Origin of the sequence: Nocardioides sp. zg-1228, assembly GCF_017086465.1 — a bacterium.
In the GTDB taxonomy this organism is placed as follows: Bacteria; Actinomycetota; Actinomycetes; order Propionibacteriales; family Nocardioidaceae; genus Nocardioides.
The window spans coordinates 1,948,353-1,966,859 of sequence record NZ_CP070961.1 but is presented as its reverse complement, the minus strand read 5'-3'; the positions used below and the strand labels follow the sequence as shown (position 1 = coordinate 1,966,859).

The window sequence follows — 18,507 nt, the reverse complement described above, 5'->3', positions numbered from 1 at the left end:
GTCCGACGACACTACCCATCGGGCCACGGGACGGAAGTGGATATCTCGCGTGTTGCCACACCGTTTCGCGACGTCGCCGCCGGAGCCGGGTCACCCGCCGTTGAGGCGGCGGATCTCGTCGAGCTCCTCGGGGGCCAGCCGACCGGACGCCTCGAGCACCTGCTGCAGCACCGCCGACTTCCCGGCGAGGTAGGAGTCGATGTCCATCCCGGGCTCCGCCGCGAGGGCGCGCTTGACGGCGGCGTACGCGTCGCGCAGGTCGTCGCGGGTGCGCAGCACGTCGCGGACCGCGAGGTGGTTGCGCACGTGCAGGGTGCCGGCGGTGCACACGTAGACGTTGCGCCGTGGCGGGCCGGGCGCGTGGAACGCCTCGCGGCCGGTGACGCCGAGGTCTCCGCGGTGGACGTGTCCGACGGACTCCAGGGCGGCGACAGCGGCGGCCACGTGCTCGGCCGCCACGATGACGTCGATGTCGAGCACCGGTTTGGCCGCCAGACCGGGCACCGACGTGGAGCCCACGTGCTCGACCCGGGCGGTCGGGACCTCGGCCAGCGCGGCGCGCAGACCCGTGGCGACCTCCTCGAACTGCTCGGCCCAGCGGGGCGAGGGGTCGACGACCTCGATCCCGCTCATGCCTCGTCGGGCTGGGTGACCTCGGGCTGCTCGACCGGCTCGTGCGGAGGGATGTCGGCGGGGCGGGGCCCGGTGTAGTCGGGCCCGTAGGCGCCGGGTGCGGGGCGCCGGGTCTTGCGCGGCGGCTTCGCCCCCGGGGCCATGCGTCGCGCGGTGACCAGGAACGCCGTGTGTCCGATCATCTTGTGGCCCGGCCGCACAGCGAGCCCCTCGACGTGCCAGTCGCGGACCATGGACTCCCACGGCTGCGGCTCGGTGAAGCCGCCGTGGGTGCGCAGCGTCTCGACCACCCGGGACAGCTGCGTCGTGGTGGCGACGTAGGCACAGACGATCCCGCCGGGCACCAGGGCGTCGGCGACGACGTCGACGCAGTTCCAGGGGTCGAGCATGTCGAGGATGACCCGGTCCACCTGGCCGCCGAGGGCCGGCAGGCCCTCCTTGAGGTCACCGAGGCGCAGGTCCCACGCGGGGTGGGTCTGCCCGTCGGGAGCGGAGAAGAACTGGTGCACGTTGCGGCGGGCGACCTCGGCGAACTCCGAGCGCAGCTCGAACGACGTGACCCGTCCCCACGGACCCACGGCGCGCAGCAGCGAGCAGGTCAGCGCCCCCGACCCGGCCCCCGCCTCCACCACGCGGGCCCCGGGGTAGATGTCGGCCAGCGCGACGATCTGCGCCGCGTCCTTGGGGTAGACGACCGCCGCACCGCGCGGCATCGAGACCACGAACTCGTTGAGCAGCGGCCGGAAGACGAGGTACTGCCCGCCGGCCGACGAGGTGACGGTGAAGCCCTCGTCGCGACCGATCATGTCGTCGTGGTCGAGGTGGCCCTTGTTGGAGAAGAACCGCTTGCCGGCGACCAGCTCGAAGTTGTGCTTGCGGCCCTTCTGGTCGGTCAGGCGCACCCACTCGCCCACGCGCAGGGGGCCGCGGTGGACGCCGGACCATGCCTCGGCGGGGACGTCGGGAGAGGGCTCGGACGGCTCGGACATGGCCCGCACCCTAGTGTCAGGAGGCCGGATTCCCCTCAGCGGCGGGCGTTCTCGCGGAACGCCCGGTCGACGTCGGCGGTGGCCAGCACGCCGTAGATGCGGCCGTCGTCCTCGACGAGCAGGTACTCCTCGGCCGGGCGGCGGCTGATCGCCATGACGAGGTCCTCGCCGGCCACCGTGGCGGGCAGCATCAGCCCGTCCTCCATCGTGCGCGCCACCGCGGACACCGCGACCCACGGACGCCGGTCGGCGGGCATGGCCGTCACGGCCGCCTCGCTGACGATGCCCACGGGCGTGCCGTCGGCGGCGACGGTGACGATGCTGCCGGCCTGTGCCTCCTGGGCGCGGCGCACGGCCTCGGCGAGGGGGAGGTCCTCGGGGACGGTGAGCGTACGCCGGGCGAGCGGCCGGGCGACCAGGTCGGGCAGGCGGCGTCGGAGCTGGGCGTGCGCCATCGCGGCCGTCGCGCCCGTCCACAGGAACAGGCCGACGACGAAGACGAGCACGATGTCGAGGACGGTGGGCGTCGTCCCGGTCAACGGCTCCATCACGAGCGGCCACGCGAGCAGGGCCAACGCGGTGACCCGGCCGCCCCACCCCGCGACGATGGTGCCGCGGTGCGGATCGCCGCTGGCACCCCACACGGCCGCCTTGAGCACCCGGCCCCCGTCGAGCGGGAGCCCGGGCACGAGGTTGAGCACGCCGATCAGCAGGTTGGACGCGGCCAGGCCGCCCACCGCCATGCCCACGAGCCCGTCGGGGAGCACCAGCCACGCCGCACCCGCGACGAGGCCGACCCCGAGCGAGGTGAGCGGGCCGACCACGGCGATCCAGAACTCGTGGCGGGGCGTGCGGGACGTGCCGTCGATCTCGGTCATGCCGCCCAGGAAGTGGAGCGTGATCGAGTTGACGCCGTAGCCGAGGCGTTGGGCGACGACGGCGTGGGACGCCTCGTGGAGCAGCACGGAGAGGTAGAGCACGACCGCGAACACGAAGCCCGCGACGTACTTCCAGAACCCGAGGCCCGGCTCGACCGCCTCGATCCGTGGACCGAACGCGACGGAGATCAGCAGCGCGATGACGAACCACGAGGTGGTGATCAGCACGTCGATGCCGGCGATCGACCCGATCCGGAAGGTGCCCGGGGCGCGGGGCGCCGCCTGACGGCGTGCGTCGGCGGGGGCTGGTTCGGTCGGGTCGGCCACGTCTGAACCCTAACGAACCCCGCCCACAGCGGCCGTCCGCCGCTGCGCGCCGGGACCTCCGGTGTCGTACGCCTCGCCTAGGGTGAGCCGAGCCATGACGAACCCGCTTGCCGCTCCCACCGATGCCGTGACCGAGTCCCCCGCCGAGCGGGTCTCGACACCGGTGGACGGTGTGGACGTGCTGGGCGCGATCTCGCCCAGCCGGGCAGGCGACTTCATGGCCTGTCCCCTGATGTACCGCTTCCGCACGATCGACCGGCTGCCCGAGGAGCCGTCGCCCGACGCCGTGCGCGGCACGGTCGTGCACAAGGTGCTGGAGGACCTCTTCGACCTCCCCGCCCCCGACCGCACCCCCGCGCGCGCCGACGACATGCTCGAGCCGGCGTGGGAGGCGCTGCTGGAGGCCGAGCCCGACCTGGGCGCGATGTTCGGCGGCGAGGGCCCCGACGTGGCGGCGTGGCTGGCGTCCTGTCGCACGGTGCTGGCGCGCTACTTCGACCTCGAGGACCCCCGGCGCCTCGAGCCGGCCGAGCGCGAGCTCTACGTGGAGACGCTTCTCGACTCGCGACTGCTGCTACGCGGCTTCGTCGACCGGGTCGACGTCGCTCCCGACGGCCGGATCAGGGTGGTCGACTACAAGACCGGTCGCAGCCCCGGCGAGGGCTACGAGGCCAAGGCCCTGTTCCAGATGCGGTTCTACGCCCTGGTCCTCTGGCGGCTGCGCGGCGTCGTGCCGTCGGTGCTCCAGCTGATCTACCTCGGCAACGGCGAGATCCTGCGCTACGAGCCCGACGAGGACGACCTCCGCGCCACCGAGCGCAAGGTCGAGGCGGTGTGGCGGGCGATCCAGGCCGCCCGCGAGTCCGGCGACTGGCGGCCGAGCCCGTCGCGGCTGTGCGACTGGTGCTCCTTCCACCAGCACTGCCCGACCAAGGGCGGCACGATCCCGCCCCTCCCCGCTCCCACCCCGCCCGTCACCGACGCCTCGGCCGACGAGTCCGCCGACTGACCTCGTCAGGGCGTGACGTACGCGTCGGGAGGCGTCGTGGGACCCGCGTCGATCGCGCCCAGCCCCTCGGTCACCAGCTCGGCGTCGACGCGGTGCGGCTGGATCGTGCCCGCGGCGATCTCCTCGGCGAAGTGGCACGCGACGCGGTGGTCGGACGAGGCGCCCTCGACCTCCACGACGCGCAGCTGGGGACGCTCGGTGTCGCAGCGCGTCTCCTGCCGCCACGGGCAGCGCGTGTGGAAGCGGCACCCGGTCGGCGGGTTGGCGGGCGAGGGCAGGTCGCCGGTGAGCAGGATCTGCTCGCGCGAGTCCTCGACCAGCGGGTCGGGCACCGGCACCGCCGACATCAGCGCGCGCGTGTAGGGGTGCAGCGGCACGTCGTAGAGCTCGGCGGCGCCGGACTCCTCGACGAGCCCGCCGAGGTACATCACGCCGATCCGGTCGCTGATGTGACGCACGACCGCGAGGTCGTGGGCGACCACCAGGTAGGTCAGGCCGAGCTCGTCCTGGAGGTCCTGGAGCAGGTTGATGACCTGCGCCTGGATCGAGACGTCGAGCGCGCTGACCGGCTCGTCGGCGACGATGAGGTCGGGTCCCACGGACAGGGCCCGGGCGATCCCGATGCGCTGGCGCTGGCCGCCGGAGAACTCGTGGGGGTACTTGCTGAGCGCCGCGGGCGGCAGTCCGACCGCCGACATCAGCTCGCGGAGGCGGGCGTGGGTCTTCGCCTTGTCGTCGGCCATGCCGTGGGCGCGCATCCCCTCGAGCACGAGCGACTCCACGGTCTGACGGGGGTCGAGGCTCGACATCGGGTCCTGGAACACCATCTGGAAGCGCTTGCGCTCGCGCCGCAGCGCCTCGCCCTTGAGCGAGGCGATGTCGGTGCCGTCGAAGACCACCGAGCCGGCCGTGGGCGGCTCGAGGTTGAGGATGGCCTTGCCGAGCGTGGACTTGCCGCACCCCGACTCGCCCACCAGGCCGTAGGTCTCGCCGCGGCGGATGACCAGGTCGACGCCGTCGACGGCGCGCACGTGGCCGACCGTGCGGTCGAACAGCAGGCCGCTCTTGATCGGGAAGTGCACCTCGAGGCCACGGACCTCGACGAGGACGTCGGACTCCCCCGTGCCTCGTGCCGGCTCCGTCATCGGACGCCTCCCTCGGGGTTGAAGCAGCGGAACCCGACCACCTGGTCGCCCTCCCACTGGGGCGTCTCCTCGGTGCAGACGTCGACCCGGTTGGCGCAGCGCGGGGCGAACGCGCACGCGGAGTCCCACGGCAGGTTGTCGGCGACCGACCCCGGGACGGGGTCGAGCTTCTCCCCGCGTGGGGCGTCGAGGCGCGGGATGGAGTGGAGCAGGCCGACCGTGTAGGGGTGGCGCGGGCGGGCGAAGAGGCCGTGGCGACCGCCACGCTCGACGACCTTGCCGCCGTAGAGCACGTTGACCTCGTCGCACAGCCCGGCGACGACGCCGAGGTCGTGGGTGATCATCACGAGCGCGGTGCCGGTGTCGACCACGAGCTCCTTGAGCAGCGCCAGGATCTGGGCCTGGATCGTCACGTCGAGGGCGGTCGTCGGCTCGTCGGCGATGAGCAGCCGCGGGTTGCAGGCCAGCGCCATCGCGATCAGCGCCCGCTGGCGCATCCCGCCGCTGAGCTGGTGGGGGTAGTTGATCAGCCGGGCCTTGGGGTCGGGGATGCCGACGCGGTCGAGCAGGTCGGCTGCCTTCGGGGTGGCCGCCTTGCGGCTGAGGCCCTGGTGGCGCTCCATCACCTCGGTGACCTGGCGACCGATCGTCACGACGGGGTTGAGCGAGGACAGCGGGTCCTGGAAGATCATCGCGATGTCGGCCCCGCGGCGGTCGCGCATCTGCGACGGCGACAGCGTGAGCAGGTCCTCACCGTCGAAGAACGCCTGTCCCTCGACGGTGTTGCCGCGGCCGGGCAGCAGGCCCATGATCGCGAGCGACGTGACCGACTTTCCGCATCCGGACTCGCCGACCAGGCCGACGGTCTGTCCGGGGCGGACGTCGAAGCTCACGCCGTCGACCGCCCGGAACGGCTGCTCGCCGTGCCGGGTGAACGTGACGCGCAGGTCGCGCACGGAGAGCAGCGGCTCGCCGGACGCCGCCGAGCGAACGGGCTGGTGCAGGGACTGGGTCATCGAGATCACCTCCTCGACTTCGGATCGAGCGCCTCGCGGAGGGACTCCCCCATGAGCGTGAAGCCCAGCGCGACGACGATGATGCACCCGGCCGGGTAGAACGCCAGGTGCGGGGCCTCGGAGATATAGTCCTGGGCGAGGCCGAGCATCTGCCCCCACTCGGGCTGTCGCTGGTCGGGGTTGCCGAGGCCGAGGAAGGACAGCGCAGCGGCGTCGACGATCGCCACGGCCAGCGAGAGCGTGGCCTGGACGATCACCGGTCCGAGCGAGTTGGGCAGCATGTGGCGGAACACGATCGAGCTCGGTCGCACCCCCAGCGACCGCGCGGCGAGCACGTGGTCGCTGCCGCGCTGCGCGAGCATCGAGCCGCGCAGCAGGCGCGCGAAGACCGGCACCTGGATGATCGCGATGGCGATGATCAGCGTCCACTGGCTCGGCTCGCGGGCGAGCGAGGCGACCGTGAAGGCCAGGAGCAGCGACGGGATCGACAGCATCACGTCGACGATGCGCATCACGACCGCGTCGACCCAGCCGCCGATGGCACCGGCGATCGTGCCGAGCGTCAGGCCGCCGATGAGCCCGAACAGCGTGGCGAACACGCCCACGATGAGGGTCTGGCGGCTGCCGACGAGCAGGCGGGAGAGCAGGTCGCGCCCGCGGTCGTCCGCGCCGAGCAGGTGGCCGGCCTCGGGGCCCGGCACGGGGTTGGACTGCGGTCGCACCTTGTCGAGCAGCGGCCGCGCGGTGGGGTCCCACGGCGCGAGCCACGGCGAGATGATCGCGAGCACGACGAAGGCCACCGTGATCACGAGCCCGAGGATGAAGATCGGGTTGCGTCGCAGTCGCTTCCAGGCGCTGCGGATGAGGGAGACGCCGGGCTCGTCGTCGACGGTGCCCGCCGTGGCGAGGGCGTCGATGCGGTCCCTGCGCATCCGGCCGTACGACGGTCGCCGCGGCGCGCGCTCGGGCGTCGGGCTCGTGGGGGCCGGGGTGGGGGTCGGGTCGGGCACGGGGCTCACCTCGTCCTGATCCGGGGGTCGATGACCGCGTAGGCCATGTCGACCAGAAGGTTGACGAGGACGTAGATCACCGCGGCGGCCATGATCAGCACCTGCAGCACGGGATAGTCCTTCTCGCGGAAGGCGGTGGCCAGGGCCTCGCCGATGCCGCGGTAGGAGAAGACGGTCTCGGTCAGCACCGCGCCGGCGAGCAGGCCGCCGACCTGCAGGCCGATGGTGGTGACGACGGGCAGCATGGCGTTGCGGAGCACGTGCCGGGCGCGGATCACGCGGGTGGTGAGGCCCTTGGCCTCGGCCGTGCGCACGTAGTCCTCGTCGAGCACGTCGAGCACCGAGGCGCGGGTGATGCGGAAGATCACCGCGAACGGGATCGTGGCCAGCGCCAGCGCCGGCAGGATCAGGTGCTTGAGCGCGTCCCACGCGGCGTCCCACTCGCGCGTCAGGATCCCGTCGAGGACGAACATCCCGGTCACCCGGGTGGCGTCCATGCCGGTGCTCTGGCGCCCGGACACCGGCAGCAGGTTCCACTCGACGGCGAAGAAGTACTTGAGGAGGAAGGCGGTGAAGAACACCGGCACCGCCACGCCCACGAGGGAGAAGATGACCGCCCCCGTGTCGACGACGGAGCCCTTGCGCCGCGCGGCGAGGTAGCCGAGCGGGATGCCGAGGGCGATCGCCAGCGCGAGCGCGAGGAACGACAGCTCCACCGTGGCCGGCAGCCGGTCGAGGAAGATCTGGAGCGCGTCCTCACCGGGCAGCACCTTGGTGGAGACGCCGAAGTCGCCCTGCACGGCCCGCTCGAGGAACCGGAGGTACTGCACGGGCAGGGGCTGGTCGAGCCCGAGCGCCGCCTCGAGGGCGGCGCGCCGCTCGGGCGTCTGCCGCTCGCCCAGGATGGCGGACACCGGCCCGCCGGGCAGCGAGCGCAACCACGCGAAGACGAGCACGGACAGCACGAGGACCACCAGGCACATCTGCAGCAGTCGTCGTACGACGAAGCGGATCACACGTTCTCCTCACACACGCCGACACGGTCCGGGGGCCGTCGCTGGGACGGCCCCCGGACGTCGTGCACTGTCGATCGGTCAGCGGACGGGGGTCACTTCCCACCCACGACGACCGTGTCGAACTCCTCGGCGGTGAGCGGGCTCGGCGTCACGCCGTCCACGCCGGGTCCCACGACGAGCGCGGGCGGCGAGTGGCTGATCGCCAGGCCGGGGAGGTACTCCTCCATGATCTGGCGGTTGATCTCCTCGAACGCCGCGCCGCGCTCGCCCTCGTCGACGATCGCGTCGGCGGCCTGGAGGTCGTCGGCGAGCTGCTTGCCCCACGGGTAGGCGGTGGTGCCGAAGTCGTTCTCCTTGAGGTTGCCGAAGAACGTGCCGATGAAGTTGTGCGCGGAGTCGTAGTCGCCGGTCCAGCCCAGGATGTAGGCGTCGTAGCGGCCGGCGGTGACGTTGTCGAGGTAGCCGCCGTTCCACGAGGCGGTCTTGACGTTGACCTTGACGCCCACGGCCTCGAGGTCGCTGCGCAGCGCCTCGAAGATCTTCTCCGGGTCCGGCATGTAGGGCCGGCTGACCTCGGTCGGGTAGGCGAACGTGAGCTCCAGGCCCTCGGCCCCGGCCTCCTGCAGCAGGCGCTCGGCCTCGTCGGGGTCGTAGGGGTAGGCCTCGAGGCTGGTGTTGTAGCCGCTCACCGTGTCGGGCATGAACTGCGTGGCCACGGCGGCGCCCTCGGGCAGCTGCGTCTGGACCAGCTGCTCACGGTTGAGGGCGTGGTAGAGCGCCTGGCGGACCTTGAGGTCCTTGAGCTTCGGGTTGGCCTCGGGGTTGAAGCCGAGGTAGAGGATGTTGAACGGGTCGCGCACCTCGACGCTGTTGCCGTCCTCCTCCAGACCGGCCCAGTCGACCGGGTTGGGCAGGTCGTAGCCGTTGATGCTGCCGGCCTCGAGCTCCTGGCGGCGGGTGCTCTCGTCGGGGATCACCCGGAAGACCAGCTCGCTGACCTTGGCCTTGTCACCCCAGTAGTCGTCGTTGCGCTCGAGGGTGATCTCGCCGTTGGCCTCGTCGTACTCACCGAAGGTGAACGGACCGGTGCCGACCGGGTTGTCGGCGTAGGCGGGGAAGCTGAAGCCCTCGCCCTCGGCGGCGATGCCGTTGGCGTCGCCCTCCTCGAGCGCCTTGGGCGACTGCATCGAGAGCGACTCGAGGGTCAGCATCGTCGGGAAGCCGGACGTCGGACCGCTGATGGAGACCACGGCCTCGAACTCGTCGGTGGCCTCGCAGCCCCGGTAGAGCGAGTTCTTCGCGTCGTTGGCGAACGCCCCCATGACGTAGCCCCAGTACTCGCCGGCGGTCTGCCCGGCCTCGTTCTGGTCGAACATCCGCTCGAAGTTGGCGCACACGGCCTCGGCGTTGAAGGGCTCACCGTCGTGGAAGGTGACGTCGTCACGCAGCGTGAAGGTCCACTCGGTGCCGTCCTCGTTGGGCTCCCAGTCGGTGGCAAGCTCGGGCACGACCTCGGCGCTGCCCGGCTCGATGCCGAGCAGGCCCTCGAACATCTGGCGGGTGACGCGGAACGTCTCGCCGTCCGTCGCGTAGAAGGGGTCGAACATCTCCGGCGCACCGGCCGCACCGAAGACGAAGGTGCCGTCGTCCCCGCTGCCGCTGCCGCCGCTCTCGCCGTCGTTGCGCTCGCTGTCGGCGCAGCTCGCCAGGGTGGCGGCCGCCAGGACCGCCGTGGTCCAGGTCGCCACGGTGCGTCTCACAGACATCCTGAGTCCTTCCGTCCGGTATTCGATCAGGTGTGTCCCGCACCCTAGACCGGCGGACGTGGGCCGGACCACAACGACATGGTCACGGTCGGATCACAGGTGGTGGGCGCCGCGGCCCGCGTCGAGCGCCACCCCGCCGCGAGCCCCCCGTCGTCCGCGTCGTACGACGAGGGCGGCCAGCCGAGCGGCGTCGAGCCCGACGAGCGTCTCGGCGAACACCCGCCGCTCCCCCGCCGGGACCGGTACGTGGTGGGGCACGCAGAGAACCGTGCAACCGGCTGCGACGGCCGACGTGGCTCCGGTGTCGGAGTCCTCGATGGCCAGGCAGTCGCCCGGCGCCAGGCCCAGGTCGGCGGCAGCGGTGAGGTAGGGCTCCGGGTGCGGCTTGCCCTGCGTGACCCGGTCGCCGACGACGATGCTGTCGAACGTGCCCGGCGGGAGCTGGGCCAGGATGGGGTCGACGAAGCGCTGCCACGACATGGTCACCAGCGCGCACGGGACGCCGCTCTCGCGCAGGTCGGCCAGCAGCTCGCGGGCGCCGGGACGCCACGGCACCTGGGTCTGCACGCGCGCCACCACGCCGTCGAGCAGCTCGTCGACGATCTGCTCGGGGGTCCGGTCGATGCCCATGTGCTCGCGGATGTAGGCGCCCGAGTCGAGCAGCGCGCGCCCGACGAGGTTGAGCGCGTGCTCCTGCGACCACGTGCCGCCGCACCTCTGCGCGAGGGCGTACTCGGTGTCGATCCAGTAGGGCTCGGTGTCGACGAGGGTCCCGTCCATGTCCCACAGGACAGCTGCCGGCATCACGGGCACATCGTCCCACGCGGCGCCGGGCCGACCCGTCGCGGGTCAGCCCTCGGTGAGCTCGGCCAGGAAGGCCCGGCCACGCTCGCTCGTGGGACGTTCGAGCACCTGCTCCGGGGTGCCCTGCTCGGCGATCCCGCGATCGGCCATCAGCACGACGCGGTCGGCGGCCCGGCGGGCGAAGCGCATCTCGTGGGTCACCACGACCATCGTCATCCCGTCGTCGGCCAGCGAGCGCATCACCTGCAGCACCTCGCCGACCAGCTCGGGGTCGAGCGCCGAGGTCGGCTCGTCGAAGAGCATCAGCTCGGGATGCATGGCGAGCGCCCGGGCGATGGCCACCCGCTGCTGCTGGCCACCCGAGAGCCGGTCCGGGTAGGCGTCCACCTTGTCGGGCAGGCCGACCCGCTCGAGCAGCTCCACCGCCCGGGCCCGCGCCTCGGCCCGGGACCGGCCGAGCACGTCGACCTGGGCCATCGTCACGTTGTCGATGACCTTGAGGTGCGGGAAGAGGTTGAAGGACTGGAAGACCATGCCGATCCGGCTGCGGGCGCGGTTGAGCTCCTTCTCCTGGTAGGACAGCTCCTCCCCGGCGAACCGGATGGTGCCGCCCTGGATGCGCTCGAGACCGTTGATGCACCGCAGCAGGGTGCTCTTGCCGGCGCCGGACGGGCCGATGAGCACCACGACCTCGCCTCGGTGCACGTCGAGGTCGACCCCCTCGAGCACCACGGTGTCGCCGTAGGACTTGAGGATGTCGCGCATCTCGACGACGAGCTCGCCCCCCTGGGGCGCGGACGTCTCGGGGCTGGTCATGCCGCTCACCTCCGGTGGGCGCTGAGTCGGTGCTCGAGGCGGTTCACCACGAAGGTGAGCGCGAGCACGATGGCCAGGTAGTAGAGGGAGACGATGAGGTACATCGTCAGCGGCTCGTAGGTGGCCGCCGCCTCGTTGCGCGCGCTGAGGAAGAGCTCCTGCAGGCCGATGAACGCCACCAGGGAGGAGTCCTTCACCGCGATGATGAACTGGCTGCCGAGCACCGGGAGGATCGCCCGCAGCGCGAGCGGGGCGCGCACCCGGCGCAGCGTCTTGAGCCGCGACATCCCCAGCGACCTGGACGCCTCGTCGAGTCCCTTGGGGACGGACTGGAAGCCGGAGCGGATGATCTCGGCGATGTAGGCCGCGTTGTGGACTCCGAGCGCGATCGCTCCCGCCCAGAACTTGTCCAGCGTGACGATCTCGGCGATGCCGAAGTAGAGGACGAAGATCTGGGCGATCAGCGGCGTGCCGCGGATGAGCCCGATGAACCCGGTCGCGATCCAGCGCAGGACCGCGACCCCGCTCATGGACATCGCCGCCACCACGGAGCCGAGGAGCAGGGCGAACACGAGCGCCGTGGCGGTGAGCCGCAGCGTGATCCACGTGGCGTCGAGGAAGACCGGCGCCGTGTCGACGAGGTGGTCGAGGAAGCTCATGGCGTCAGGAGATGTCCTGTCCGAACCACTTCTCGCTGATCTCGGCGTAGGTGCCGTCGTCCTTGATGGCGGCCAAGGCATCGTTGAGCTCGTCGACGAGCGCGGTGTTGCCCTCGTCCACCGCGAACGCGGGCTCCTCGCTGTAGAGCGGGTCGCCGCACGCGCGCAGGTCGCGCTCGGCGCGGTCGATCTGGTAGAGCCCGACGAGCCGGTCGGTCATCGCGCCGTCGAGTCGTCCCGCGTCGACGTCCTGGAGGGCGGTGACGTCCGAGGTGAAGGTCACCACCTCGCCTGCGAGGCCCTCGTCCTCGAGGAAGGTCTGGTAGGTCGTGCCGGACGCGACCCCAACCTTGGGGGAGTCCATCTCCCGCGGGTCCTCGCAGTCGCTGTCCTGGGCGACGAACATCGTCGCGCCGGAGGTGTAGTAGCTGTCGGTGAAGTCGACGGCCCGGTCGCGCTCCTCGGTCGGCGTCATCGACGCGATGAGCACGTCGTAGCGCTGGCTCTTCACGCCCTGGATGAGGGTGTCGAAGGCGCCGGTCTCGGTCTTGGGCTCGAGGCCCATCTCCTCGGCGATCGCGACGCCGATGTCGTAGTCGAAGCCGGTGAGCTCGTTGTCCTCGAAGTAGCTGAACGGCTGGAACTCGCCGCTCATGGCGATGACCAGCTCGCCGTCGTTGATCAGGCGGGGCTCGTCGGAGGCCGCGTCGCCGCCGTCGTCGCCGCACGCGGCGAGGGTCATCAGGGCAGCCGTCGCGAGGGCCGCGATGGCCCCCGTCCGCCGTCGGTCGGTCATCCTGCGCGGGAGCTTGTTCATCGTCGTCCTGCCTCCGTTCGGCCACCCCACGCGGTCGTGGGGCCGAGAGTCTCGCTTCGGTCAGGCGCACGAGGGTAGCGCCAGTCGCGAGAGCGTCGGCGACGCCCCCTGTCGGCATCCGGCCGGGATCCGGGCCTGATCCCGGCGTGCTGGGCCTCCGGACAGCCTCTGGCGAACTCCCGCCGTCAGCGGTAGACAGGGGGCACTCGGGAGCGTCTCGGGCCGCTGTCATCGGGAGAACCATGGTCGCCCTGCACACCGCCATCGCGATCGTCCTGGTCGTCGCCCTGATCATCAAGGGACGCATCGACCCGGTGATCTCGCTGATCCTCGGCTCGCTCTACCTCGGGCTCGCGGGCGGGGTCGGCTTCGCCGGCACGGTCGAGGCGATCACGACCGGCTTCGGCGGGATCATGGCCGAGGTCGGGCTGCTGATCGGCTTCGGGGTGCTCATCGGGGCGCTGCTGCACTCCACGGGCGCCTTCCGTCGCCTCGTCGCGCTGCTCGTGCAGAAGGTCGGCTCGGGACGGCTGCCCTACGCGCTGAGCTCGATGCTGGCGGTGGTCATGCCGTCGATCTACGTCGACGTGCAGGTCGTCCTCGCCGCGCCGGTGGCCCGTTCGGCGTCGCCGTTCGTCGGCAAGGTGGGCCTTCCGGTGCTCGCCTCGGCGCTGGGCTGCGGGATCTTCGCCGGCTACGTCTTCGTCATCCCCGGCCTGGCCGCGATCTCGATCGCCGGGCTCCTCGACATCCGCCTCGGTGACTGGCTCGTGTACGGGGTCGTGATCGGCCTCGTGACGGCGCTGGTGTCCACCCTGCTGATGCGCCTGTTGTTCGCCGCCGGCGGCTTCTGGAAGCCCGAGACCGACGAGGAGCTCGACGAGGCGATGGCCGAGCAGGAGGCCGCCGACCGGGCCTACCTCACCGGTGAGGCCGGCACGGCGCGGGAGGCACTGGCCCAGCGGGAGTCGGAGGCCGCTGCCGCCGAGGCGAAGGAGGGCGTACGCCGCCTGCCGCTCGCGGTGCTCATGCTGCCGATCGTGGTGCCGCTGCTGCTGATCGCGCTCGGGGCGTTCGCGGAGCTCGGCGGCTGGTCCACCACCTTCATCGCCTTCCTCGGCGACGCCAACATCGCGCTCTTCCTCGGCCTGCTCGGGGCCTACGCCCTGTCCCGCGCCTCCTCGGGCGGCGAGCACACCAACGAGGCCATGGAGGACGGCTTCCACACCACCGGCGAGATCCTGCTGATCACCGGTGTCGGCGGCTCGCTCGGCGCCGTCATCGAGGCCACCGGGCTCGACAGCGTGCTGGGCGACCTGTTCCAGGCCGACGCGGGCGCGCCGGTCGTGCTGAGCATCCTGCTGGCGTGGTTCATCGCCGCGGTGCTGCACCTGGCGATCGGCTCGGTGTCGGTGGCCGCGATCACGGCCGCCGGCATCATCGCCCCGATCCTCGACTCGCTGACCGTCTCCCCCATCGTGATCGGCCTCGCGATCGCGTCGGGCGCGATGTTCGCGCTGCAGGTCAACAGCAACTTCTTCTGGATGTTCAAGTCGCTGCTCGGCCTGTCGACCAAGGGCACCCTCAAGACGCTGACGCTCGTCACGTCGGTCGCCTCGGTGGTCTCGCTGCCGCTGGTGATGCTGGCGGCCGTGGTGCTCTGAGGGGCGCCCCCCGGTCGCCCGACGGGTCGGTCCTCGGGGTCAGTCCTCGGGGTCAGTCCTCGGGGTCGTAGCCCAGGTTGGGCGAGAGCCAGCGCTCGGCCTCGGCGAGGGTCCAGCCCTTGCGCTCGGCGTAGTCGGCGACCTGGTCGCGGGCCAGGCGGCCCACCACGAAGTACTGCGACTGCGGGTGGGAGAGGTAGAAGCCGCTGACCGAGGCGCCCGGCCACATGGCCATCGACTCGGTGAGCGTGATCCCGGTGTGCTCCTCGACGTCGAGGAGCTCCCAGAGGGTGCGCTTCTCGGTGTGCTCGGGGCAAGCGGGGTAGCCCGGGGCGGGGCGGATGCCGTCGTACTGCTCCTTGATCAGCCCGACGTTGTCGAGGTGCTCGTCGGGCGCGTAGCCCCACAGCTCCTTGCGCACGCGCTCGTGGAGGCGCTCGGCGAACGCCTCCGCCAGCCGGTCGCCGAGCGACTCGAGCAGGATCGCGTTGTAGTCGTCGAGCTCGTCGCGGAAGGCCGCAACCCGCTCCGCGAGGCCGTCGCCGGCGGTCACCGCGAAGGCGCCGACGTGGTCGCGCAGGCCGGTCTCCTTGGGCGCGACGTAGTCGGCGAGCGAGCGGTTGGGCACGCCGTCGCGGTGCCGCCCCTGCTGGCGCAGGTGGTGCAGCGTGGCGTGGACCCGGCTGCGGTCGCCGTCGAGGTAGAGCTCGACGTCGTCGCCCACCGCGTTGGCGGGGAAGAACCCGACCACGCCGTGGGCGCGGATCCACTTCTCCTCGATGAGCCGGTCGAGCATCGCCTGCGCGTCGTCGTAGAGCCTGCGCGCGGCGGGGCCGGAGCTCGGGTTGTTGAGGATGTCGGGGAAGGCGCCCTTCATCTCCCACGCGTTGAAGAACGGCTGCCAGTCGATGTAGCGGCGCAGGGTCGTGAGGTCCTGGTCGCGGATCACGCGTACGTGCTGGGTGACGGCGGTGCCGGTGAACGGCGACACGTCGTGGTCCTGCTGGAGCAGCATGTGCGGCTTGGGCGGGTGGTAGTCGGACCAGTCGAGGGGCGTGGCGTTGGCGCGGGCCTGCTCCAGCGTCACGAGCGGGCGGTCGTTCTTGGCCGCGTGGCGCGTGCGGAGGGAGTCGAAGTCGGCCTGGACGTCGGCCATCAGCTTGTCGCGGCGGGTCGGGCTGAGCAGCGCGGCGGCGGTGGGCACCGAGCGCGAGGCGTCCTTGACCCAGACCACGGGGCCGTCGTACTTCTGGTCGATCTTGACCGCGGTGTGGGCCCGCGAGGTCGTCGCGCCGCCGATGAGGAGCGGCAGGTCGAGGCCGACGCGCTGCATCTCGGAGGCGAAGCTGACCATCTCGTCGAGCGAGGGGGTGATCAGCCCGGAGAGCCCGATGATGTCGGCGTCGTGCTCCTGCGCCGCGTCGAGGATCTTCTGGGCGGGCACCATCACGCCGAGGTCGATGACCTCGTAGTTGTTGCACTGCAGCACCACGCCGACGATGTTCTTGCCGATGTCGTGGACGTCGCCCTTCACCGTCGCCATGACGATGGTGCCGTTGGTCTCCTTCTGCGCCGCCAGCGCGGGGTCCTTGACCTTCTCCTCCTCGATGTAGGGGATCAGGTAGGCCACGGCCTTCTTCATCACGCGCGCGCTCTTGACCACCTGCGGGAGGAACATCTTGCCCGCGCCGAACAGGTCGCCGACGACGTTCATGCCGTCCATCAGCGGACCCTCGATCACCTCGATCGGACGCCCGCCGGCCGCGGCGATCTCGGCCCGCAGCGCCTCGGTGTCGGCCTCGACGTGGGCGTCGATGCCCTTGACCAGGGCGTGGGTGATCCGCTCGCGCAGCGGCAGGCCGCGCCACTCGTCCTCGGTCACCTCGACGGCGCCTGCAGCGACGTTGAAGCGCTCGGCGATCTCGAGCAGGCGCTCGGCGGCGTCGGGGCGGCGGTTGAGCACGACGTCCTCGATGCGCTCGCGCAGCTCGGGGTCGACCTCGTCGTAGACGACCAGCGCACCGGCGTTGACGATGCCCATGTCGAGCCCGGCTCGGATCGCGTGGAACAGGAAGACCGCGTGGATCGCCTCGCGCACGGGGCCGTTGCCGCGGAAGGAGAACGACACGTTGGAGATGCCGCCGCTGACCTTGGCCCCGGGGAGGTGGTGCTTGATCCAGCGGGTCGCCTCGATGAAGTCCTCGCCGTAGGTGGCGTGCTCCTCGATGCCCGTGGCGACGGCGAAGACGTTGGGGTCGAAGATGATGTCCTCGGGCGGGAAGCCGACCTCGTCGACGAGGATCCGGTAGGCCCGCTCGCAGATCGCCTTGCGGCGCGCGAGGTTGTCGGCCTGGCCGTCCTCGTCGAACGCCATCACCACCACCGCCGCGCCGTACTTGCGGCACAGCCGCGCGTGGTCGCGGAACGCCTCCTCGCCCTCCTTCATGGAGATGGAGTTGACGATGGGCTTGCCCTGCACGCACTTGAGCCCGGCCTCGATGACCTCCCACTTGGAGGAGTCGACCATCACCGGGACGCGGCTGATGTCGGGCTCGGCGGCGATCAGCTTGAGGAAGCGGTCCATCGCCGCGACCCCGTCGATCATGCCCTCGTCCATGTTGACGTCGATGACCTGCGCACCGGCCTCGACCTGCTGGGCCGCCACGCTGAGCGCGGCGTCGTAGTCGCCGTCCTTGATCAGCTTGCGGAAGCGGGCCGACCCGGTGATGTTGGTGCGCTCGCCGACGTTGACGAACAGGCTCTCGTCGGTGATCGTCAACGGCTCGAGCCCGGCCAGCCGCATGACCGGCTGGTGCTCCACGGGCTCGCGGCGGGTCTTGTCCGCCACCGCGCCCGCGATGGCGGCGATGTGCTCGGGGGTGGTGCCGCAGCAGCCACCGACCAGGTTGAGGAAGCCGGCCTCGGCGAACTCGGCGAGCACCGCCGCGGTCTGGTCGGGCGTCTCGTCGTACTCGCCGAACGCGTTGGGCAGCCCGGCGTTGGGGTAGACGCTCACGAAGGAGTCGGCCAGGCGGGACAGCTCGGCGACGTAGGGGCGCATGTCGCGCGCGCCGAGCGCGCAGTTGAGGCCGACGGCCAGCGGGCGGGCGTGGCGCACGGAGTCCCAGAACGCCTCGGTGACCTGGCCCGACAGGGTGCGCCCCGAGGCGTCGGTGATGGTGCCCGAGATGATCACCGGCCAGCGGCGGCCCTGCTCCTCGAAGAGCGTCTCGACCGCGAAGATCGCGGCCTTGGCGTTGAGCGTGTCGAAGATCGTCTCGATCATCAGCAGGTCGGCACCGCCGTCGACCAGGCCGCGGGCGGCGGTCAGATAGGCGTCGGCGAGCTGGTCGAAGGAGACGTTGCGGGCCCCCGGGTCGTTGACGTCGGGCGAGATCGACGCCGTGCGGGTGGTCGGGCCCAGCGCTCCGGCGACCCAGCGCGGCCGGTCGTCGGTCGAGACCGCGTCGGCGGCCTGGCGCGCCAGCCGGGCGGACTCGAGGTTGAGCTCGTAGGCGAGGTCCTCGAGGCCGTAGTCGGACAGCGAGATCGCGTTGGCGTTGAAGGTGTTGGTCTCGATGATGTCGGCCCCGGCGCCGAGGTAGTCCTCGTGGATCGCGCGGATCAGCTGGGGCTGCGTGAGCGTCAGCAGGTCGTTGTTGCCGACCAGGTCGCTGGGGTGGTCGGCGAAGCGCTCGCCGCGGTAGCCCGCCTCATCGGGACGGTCGCGCTGGATCGCCGTGCCCATCGCGCCGTCCAGCACCATGATCCGCTCGCTCAGGATCGCCGTCAGGGCGGCGGTGGCGTCAGGACGGTGCTGTGGCTCCACGGTGCGTGGCTCCTCTCGGGTGGCGGTGACACCAGCCTAGGAACGGCGTCCGACAGGCGGACCGGGTTCCCACATGGTGGCACCGGCGCGTCGGGCGGCGAAATCACGACGGACGCGCTGGGGACGGGC

15 protein-coding genes are annotated in these 18,507 nt (G+C 71.4%); 2 read left to right on the top strand and 13 right to left on the bottom strand.

The window, feature by feature from the left end; all coding sequences use genetic code 11:
- Positions 1-90: 90 nt before the first annotated feature.
- The 3 genes from JX575_RS09375 to JX575_RS09365 are packed head-to-tail and all read right to left on the bottom strand — an operon-like array spanning position 91 to position 2,827.
- Positions 91-633: a GrpB family protein gene (locus tag JX575_RS09375; protein ID WP_186342151.1), complete on the bottom strand. Its 543-nt coding sequence runs from the start codon at positions 631-633 to the stop codon at positions 91-93.
- Positions 630-1,622 (bottom strand): tRNA (adenine-N1)-methyltransferase, encoded by a 993-nt coding sequence (locus JX575_RS09370; protein WP_186342150.1) that lies wholly within the window; start codon positions 1,620-1,622, stop codon positions 630-632. The genes JX575_RS09375 and JX575_RS09370 overlap by 4 nt, the downstream gene beginning before the upstream one ends.
- A 35-nt stretch (positions 1,623-1,657) precedes the next feature.
- Positions 1,658-2,827 (bottom strand): site-2 protease family protein, encoded by a 1,170-nt coding sequence (locus tag JX575_RS09365; RefSeq protein ID WP_186342149.1) that lies wholly within the window; start codon positions 2,825-2,827, stop codon positions 1,658-1,660.
- Positions 2,828-2,921: 94 nt separating this feature from the next.
- Between JX575_RS09365 and JX575_RS09360 the strand changes: the two genes are divergently transcribed.
- Positions 2,922-3,836: a PD-(D/E)XK nuclease family protein gene (locus JX575_RS09360; protein ID WP_186342148.1), complete on the top strand. Its 915-nt coding sequence runs from the start codon at positions 2,922-2,924 to the stop codon at positions 3,834-3,836.
- Between the two features lie 5 nt (positions 3,837-3,841).
- On the opposite strand, the gene JX575_RS09355 is transcribed toward JX575_RS09360, so the two are convergent.
- The 9 genes from JX575_RS09355 to JX575_RS09315 form a co-directional block, all read right to left on the bottom strand.
- A complete protein-coding gene (locus JX575_RS09355) occupies positions 3,842-4,981 on the bottom strand; it encodes an oligopeptide/dipeptide ABC transporter ATP-binding protein (RefSeq protein ID WP_186342147.1) in 1,140 nt (379 codons plus the stop codon).
- Positions 4,978-5,997 carry an ABC transporter ATP-binding protein gene (locus JX575_RS09350; RefSeq protein ID WP_186342146.1) on the bottom strand — a complete coding sequence of 340 codons (1,020 nt, stop codon included), beginning with the start codon at positions 5,995-5,997 and terminating at the stop codon, positions 4,978-4,980. The genes JX575_RS09355 and JX575_RS09350 overlap by 4 nt, the downstream gene beginning before the upstream one ends.
- Positions 5,998-6,002: 5 nt before the next feature.
- The gene (locus tag JX575_RS09345) at positions 6,003-7,007 is read right to left on the bottom strand and encodes an ABC transporter permease (RefSeq protein ID WP_241005404.1); all 1,005 of its coding nucleotides are present in this window, start codon (positions 7,005-7,007) and stop codon (positions 6,003-6,005) included.
- A gap of 5 nt (positions 7,008-7,012) precedes the next feature.
- A complete protein-coding gene (locus JX575_RS09340) occupies positions 7,013-8,023 on the bottom strand; it encodes an ABC transporter permease (protein WP_186342145.1) in 1,011 nt (336 codons plus the stop codon).
- A gap of 92 nt (positions 8,024-8,115) precedes the next feature.
- On the bottom strand, positions 8,116-9,783 hold the full coding sequence (locus JX575_RS09335) for an ABC transporter substrate-binding protein (RefSeq protein WP_206054571.1): 1,668 nt from the start codon (positions 9,781-9,783) through the stop codon (positions 8,116-8,118).
- A 99-nt stretch (positions 9,784-9,882) separates the two neighbouring features.
- On the bottom strand, positions 9,883-10,593 hold the full coding sequence (locus tag JX575_RS09330) for an HAD family phosphatase (protein ID WP_241005403.1): 711 nt from the start codon (positions 10,591-10,593) through the stop codon (positions 9,883-9,885).
- Positions 10,594-10,638: 45 nt separating this feature from the next.
- Positions 10,639-11,409 carry an amino acid ABC transporter ATP-binding protein gene (locus JX575_RS09325; protein ID WP_186342143.1) on the bottom strand — a complete coding sequence of 257 codons (771 nt, stop codon included), beginning with the start codon at positions 11,407-11,409 and terminating at the stop codon, positions 10,639-10,641.
- 5 nt (positions 11,410-11,414) lie between these two features.
- Entirely contained in the window at positions 11,415-12,068 is a 654-nt protein-coding gene (locus JX575_RS09320; protein WP_186342142.1) for an amino acid ABC transporter permease, read from the bottom strand.
- A 4-nt stretch (positions 12,069-12,072) separates the two neighbouring features.
- Entirely contained in the window at positions 12,073-12,885 is an 813-nt protein-coding gene (locus JX575_RS09315) for a transporter substrate-binding domain-containing protein (protein ID WP_186342141.1), read from the bottom strand.
- Between the two features lie 242 nt (positions 12,886-13,127).
- On the opposite strand from JX575_RS09315, the gene JX575_RS09310 reads away from it, so the two are divergent.
- Positions 13,128-14,549: an SLC13 family permease gene (locus JX575_RS09310; RefSeq protein WP_186342140.1), complete on the top strand. Its 1,422-nt coding sequence runs from the start codon at positions 13,128-13,130 to the stop codon at positions 14,547-14,549.
- A gap of 52 nt (positions 14,550-14,601) precedes the next feature.
- On the opposite strand, the gene metH is transcribed toward JX575_RS09310, so the two are convergent.
- The gene (metH, locus tag JX575_RS09305) at positions 14,602-18,378 is read right to left on the bottom strand and encodes a methionine synthase (RefSeq protein ID WP_277395320.1); all 3,777 of its coding nucleotides are present in this window, start codon (positions 18,376-18,378) and stop codon (positions 14,602-14,604) included.
- Positions 18,379-18,507 lie beyond the last annotated feature (129 nt).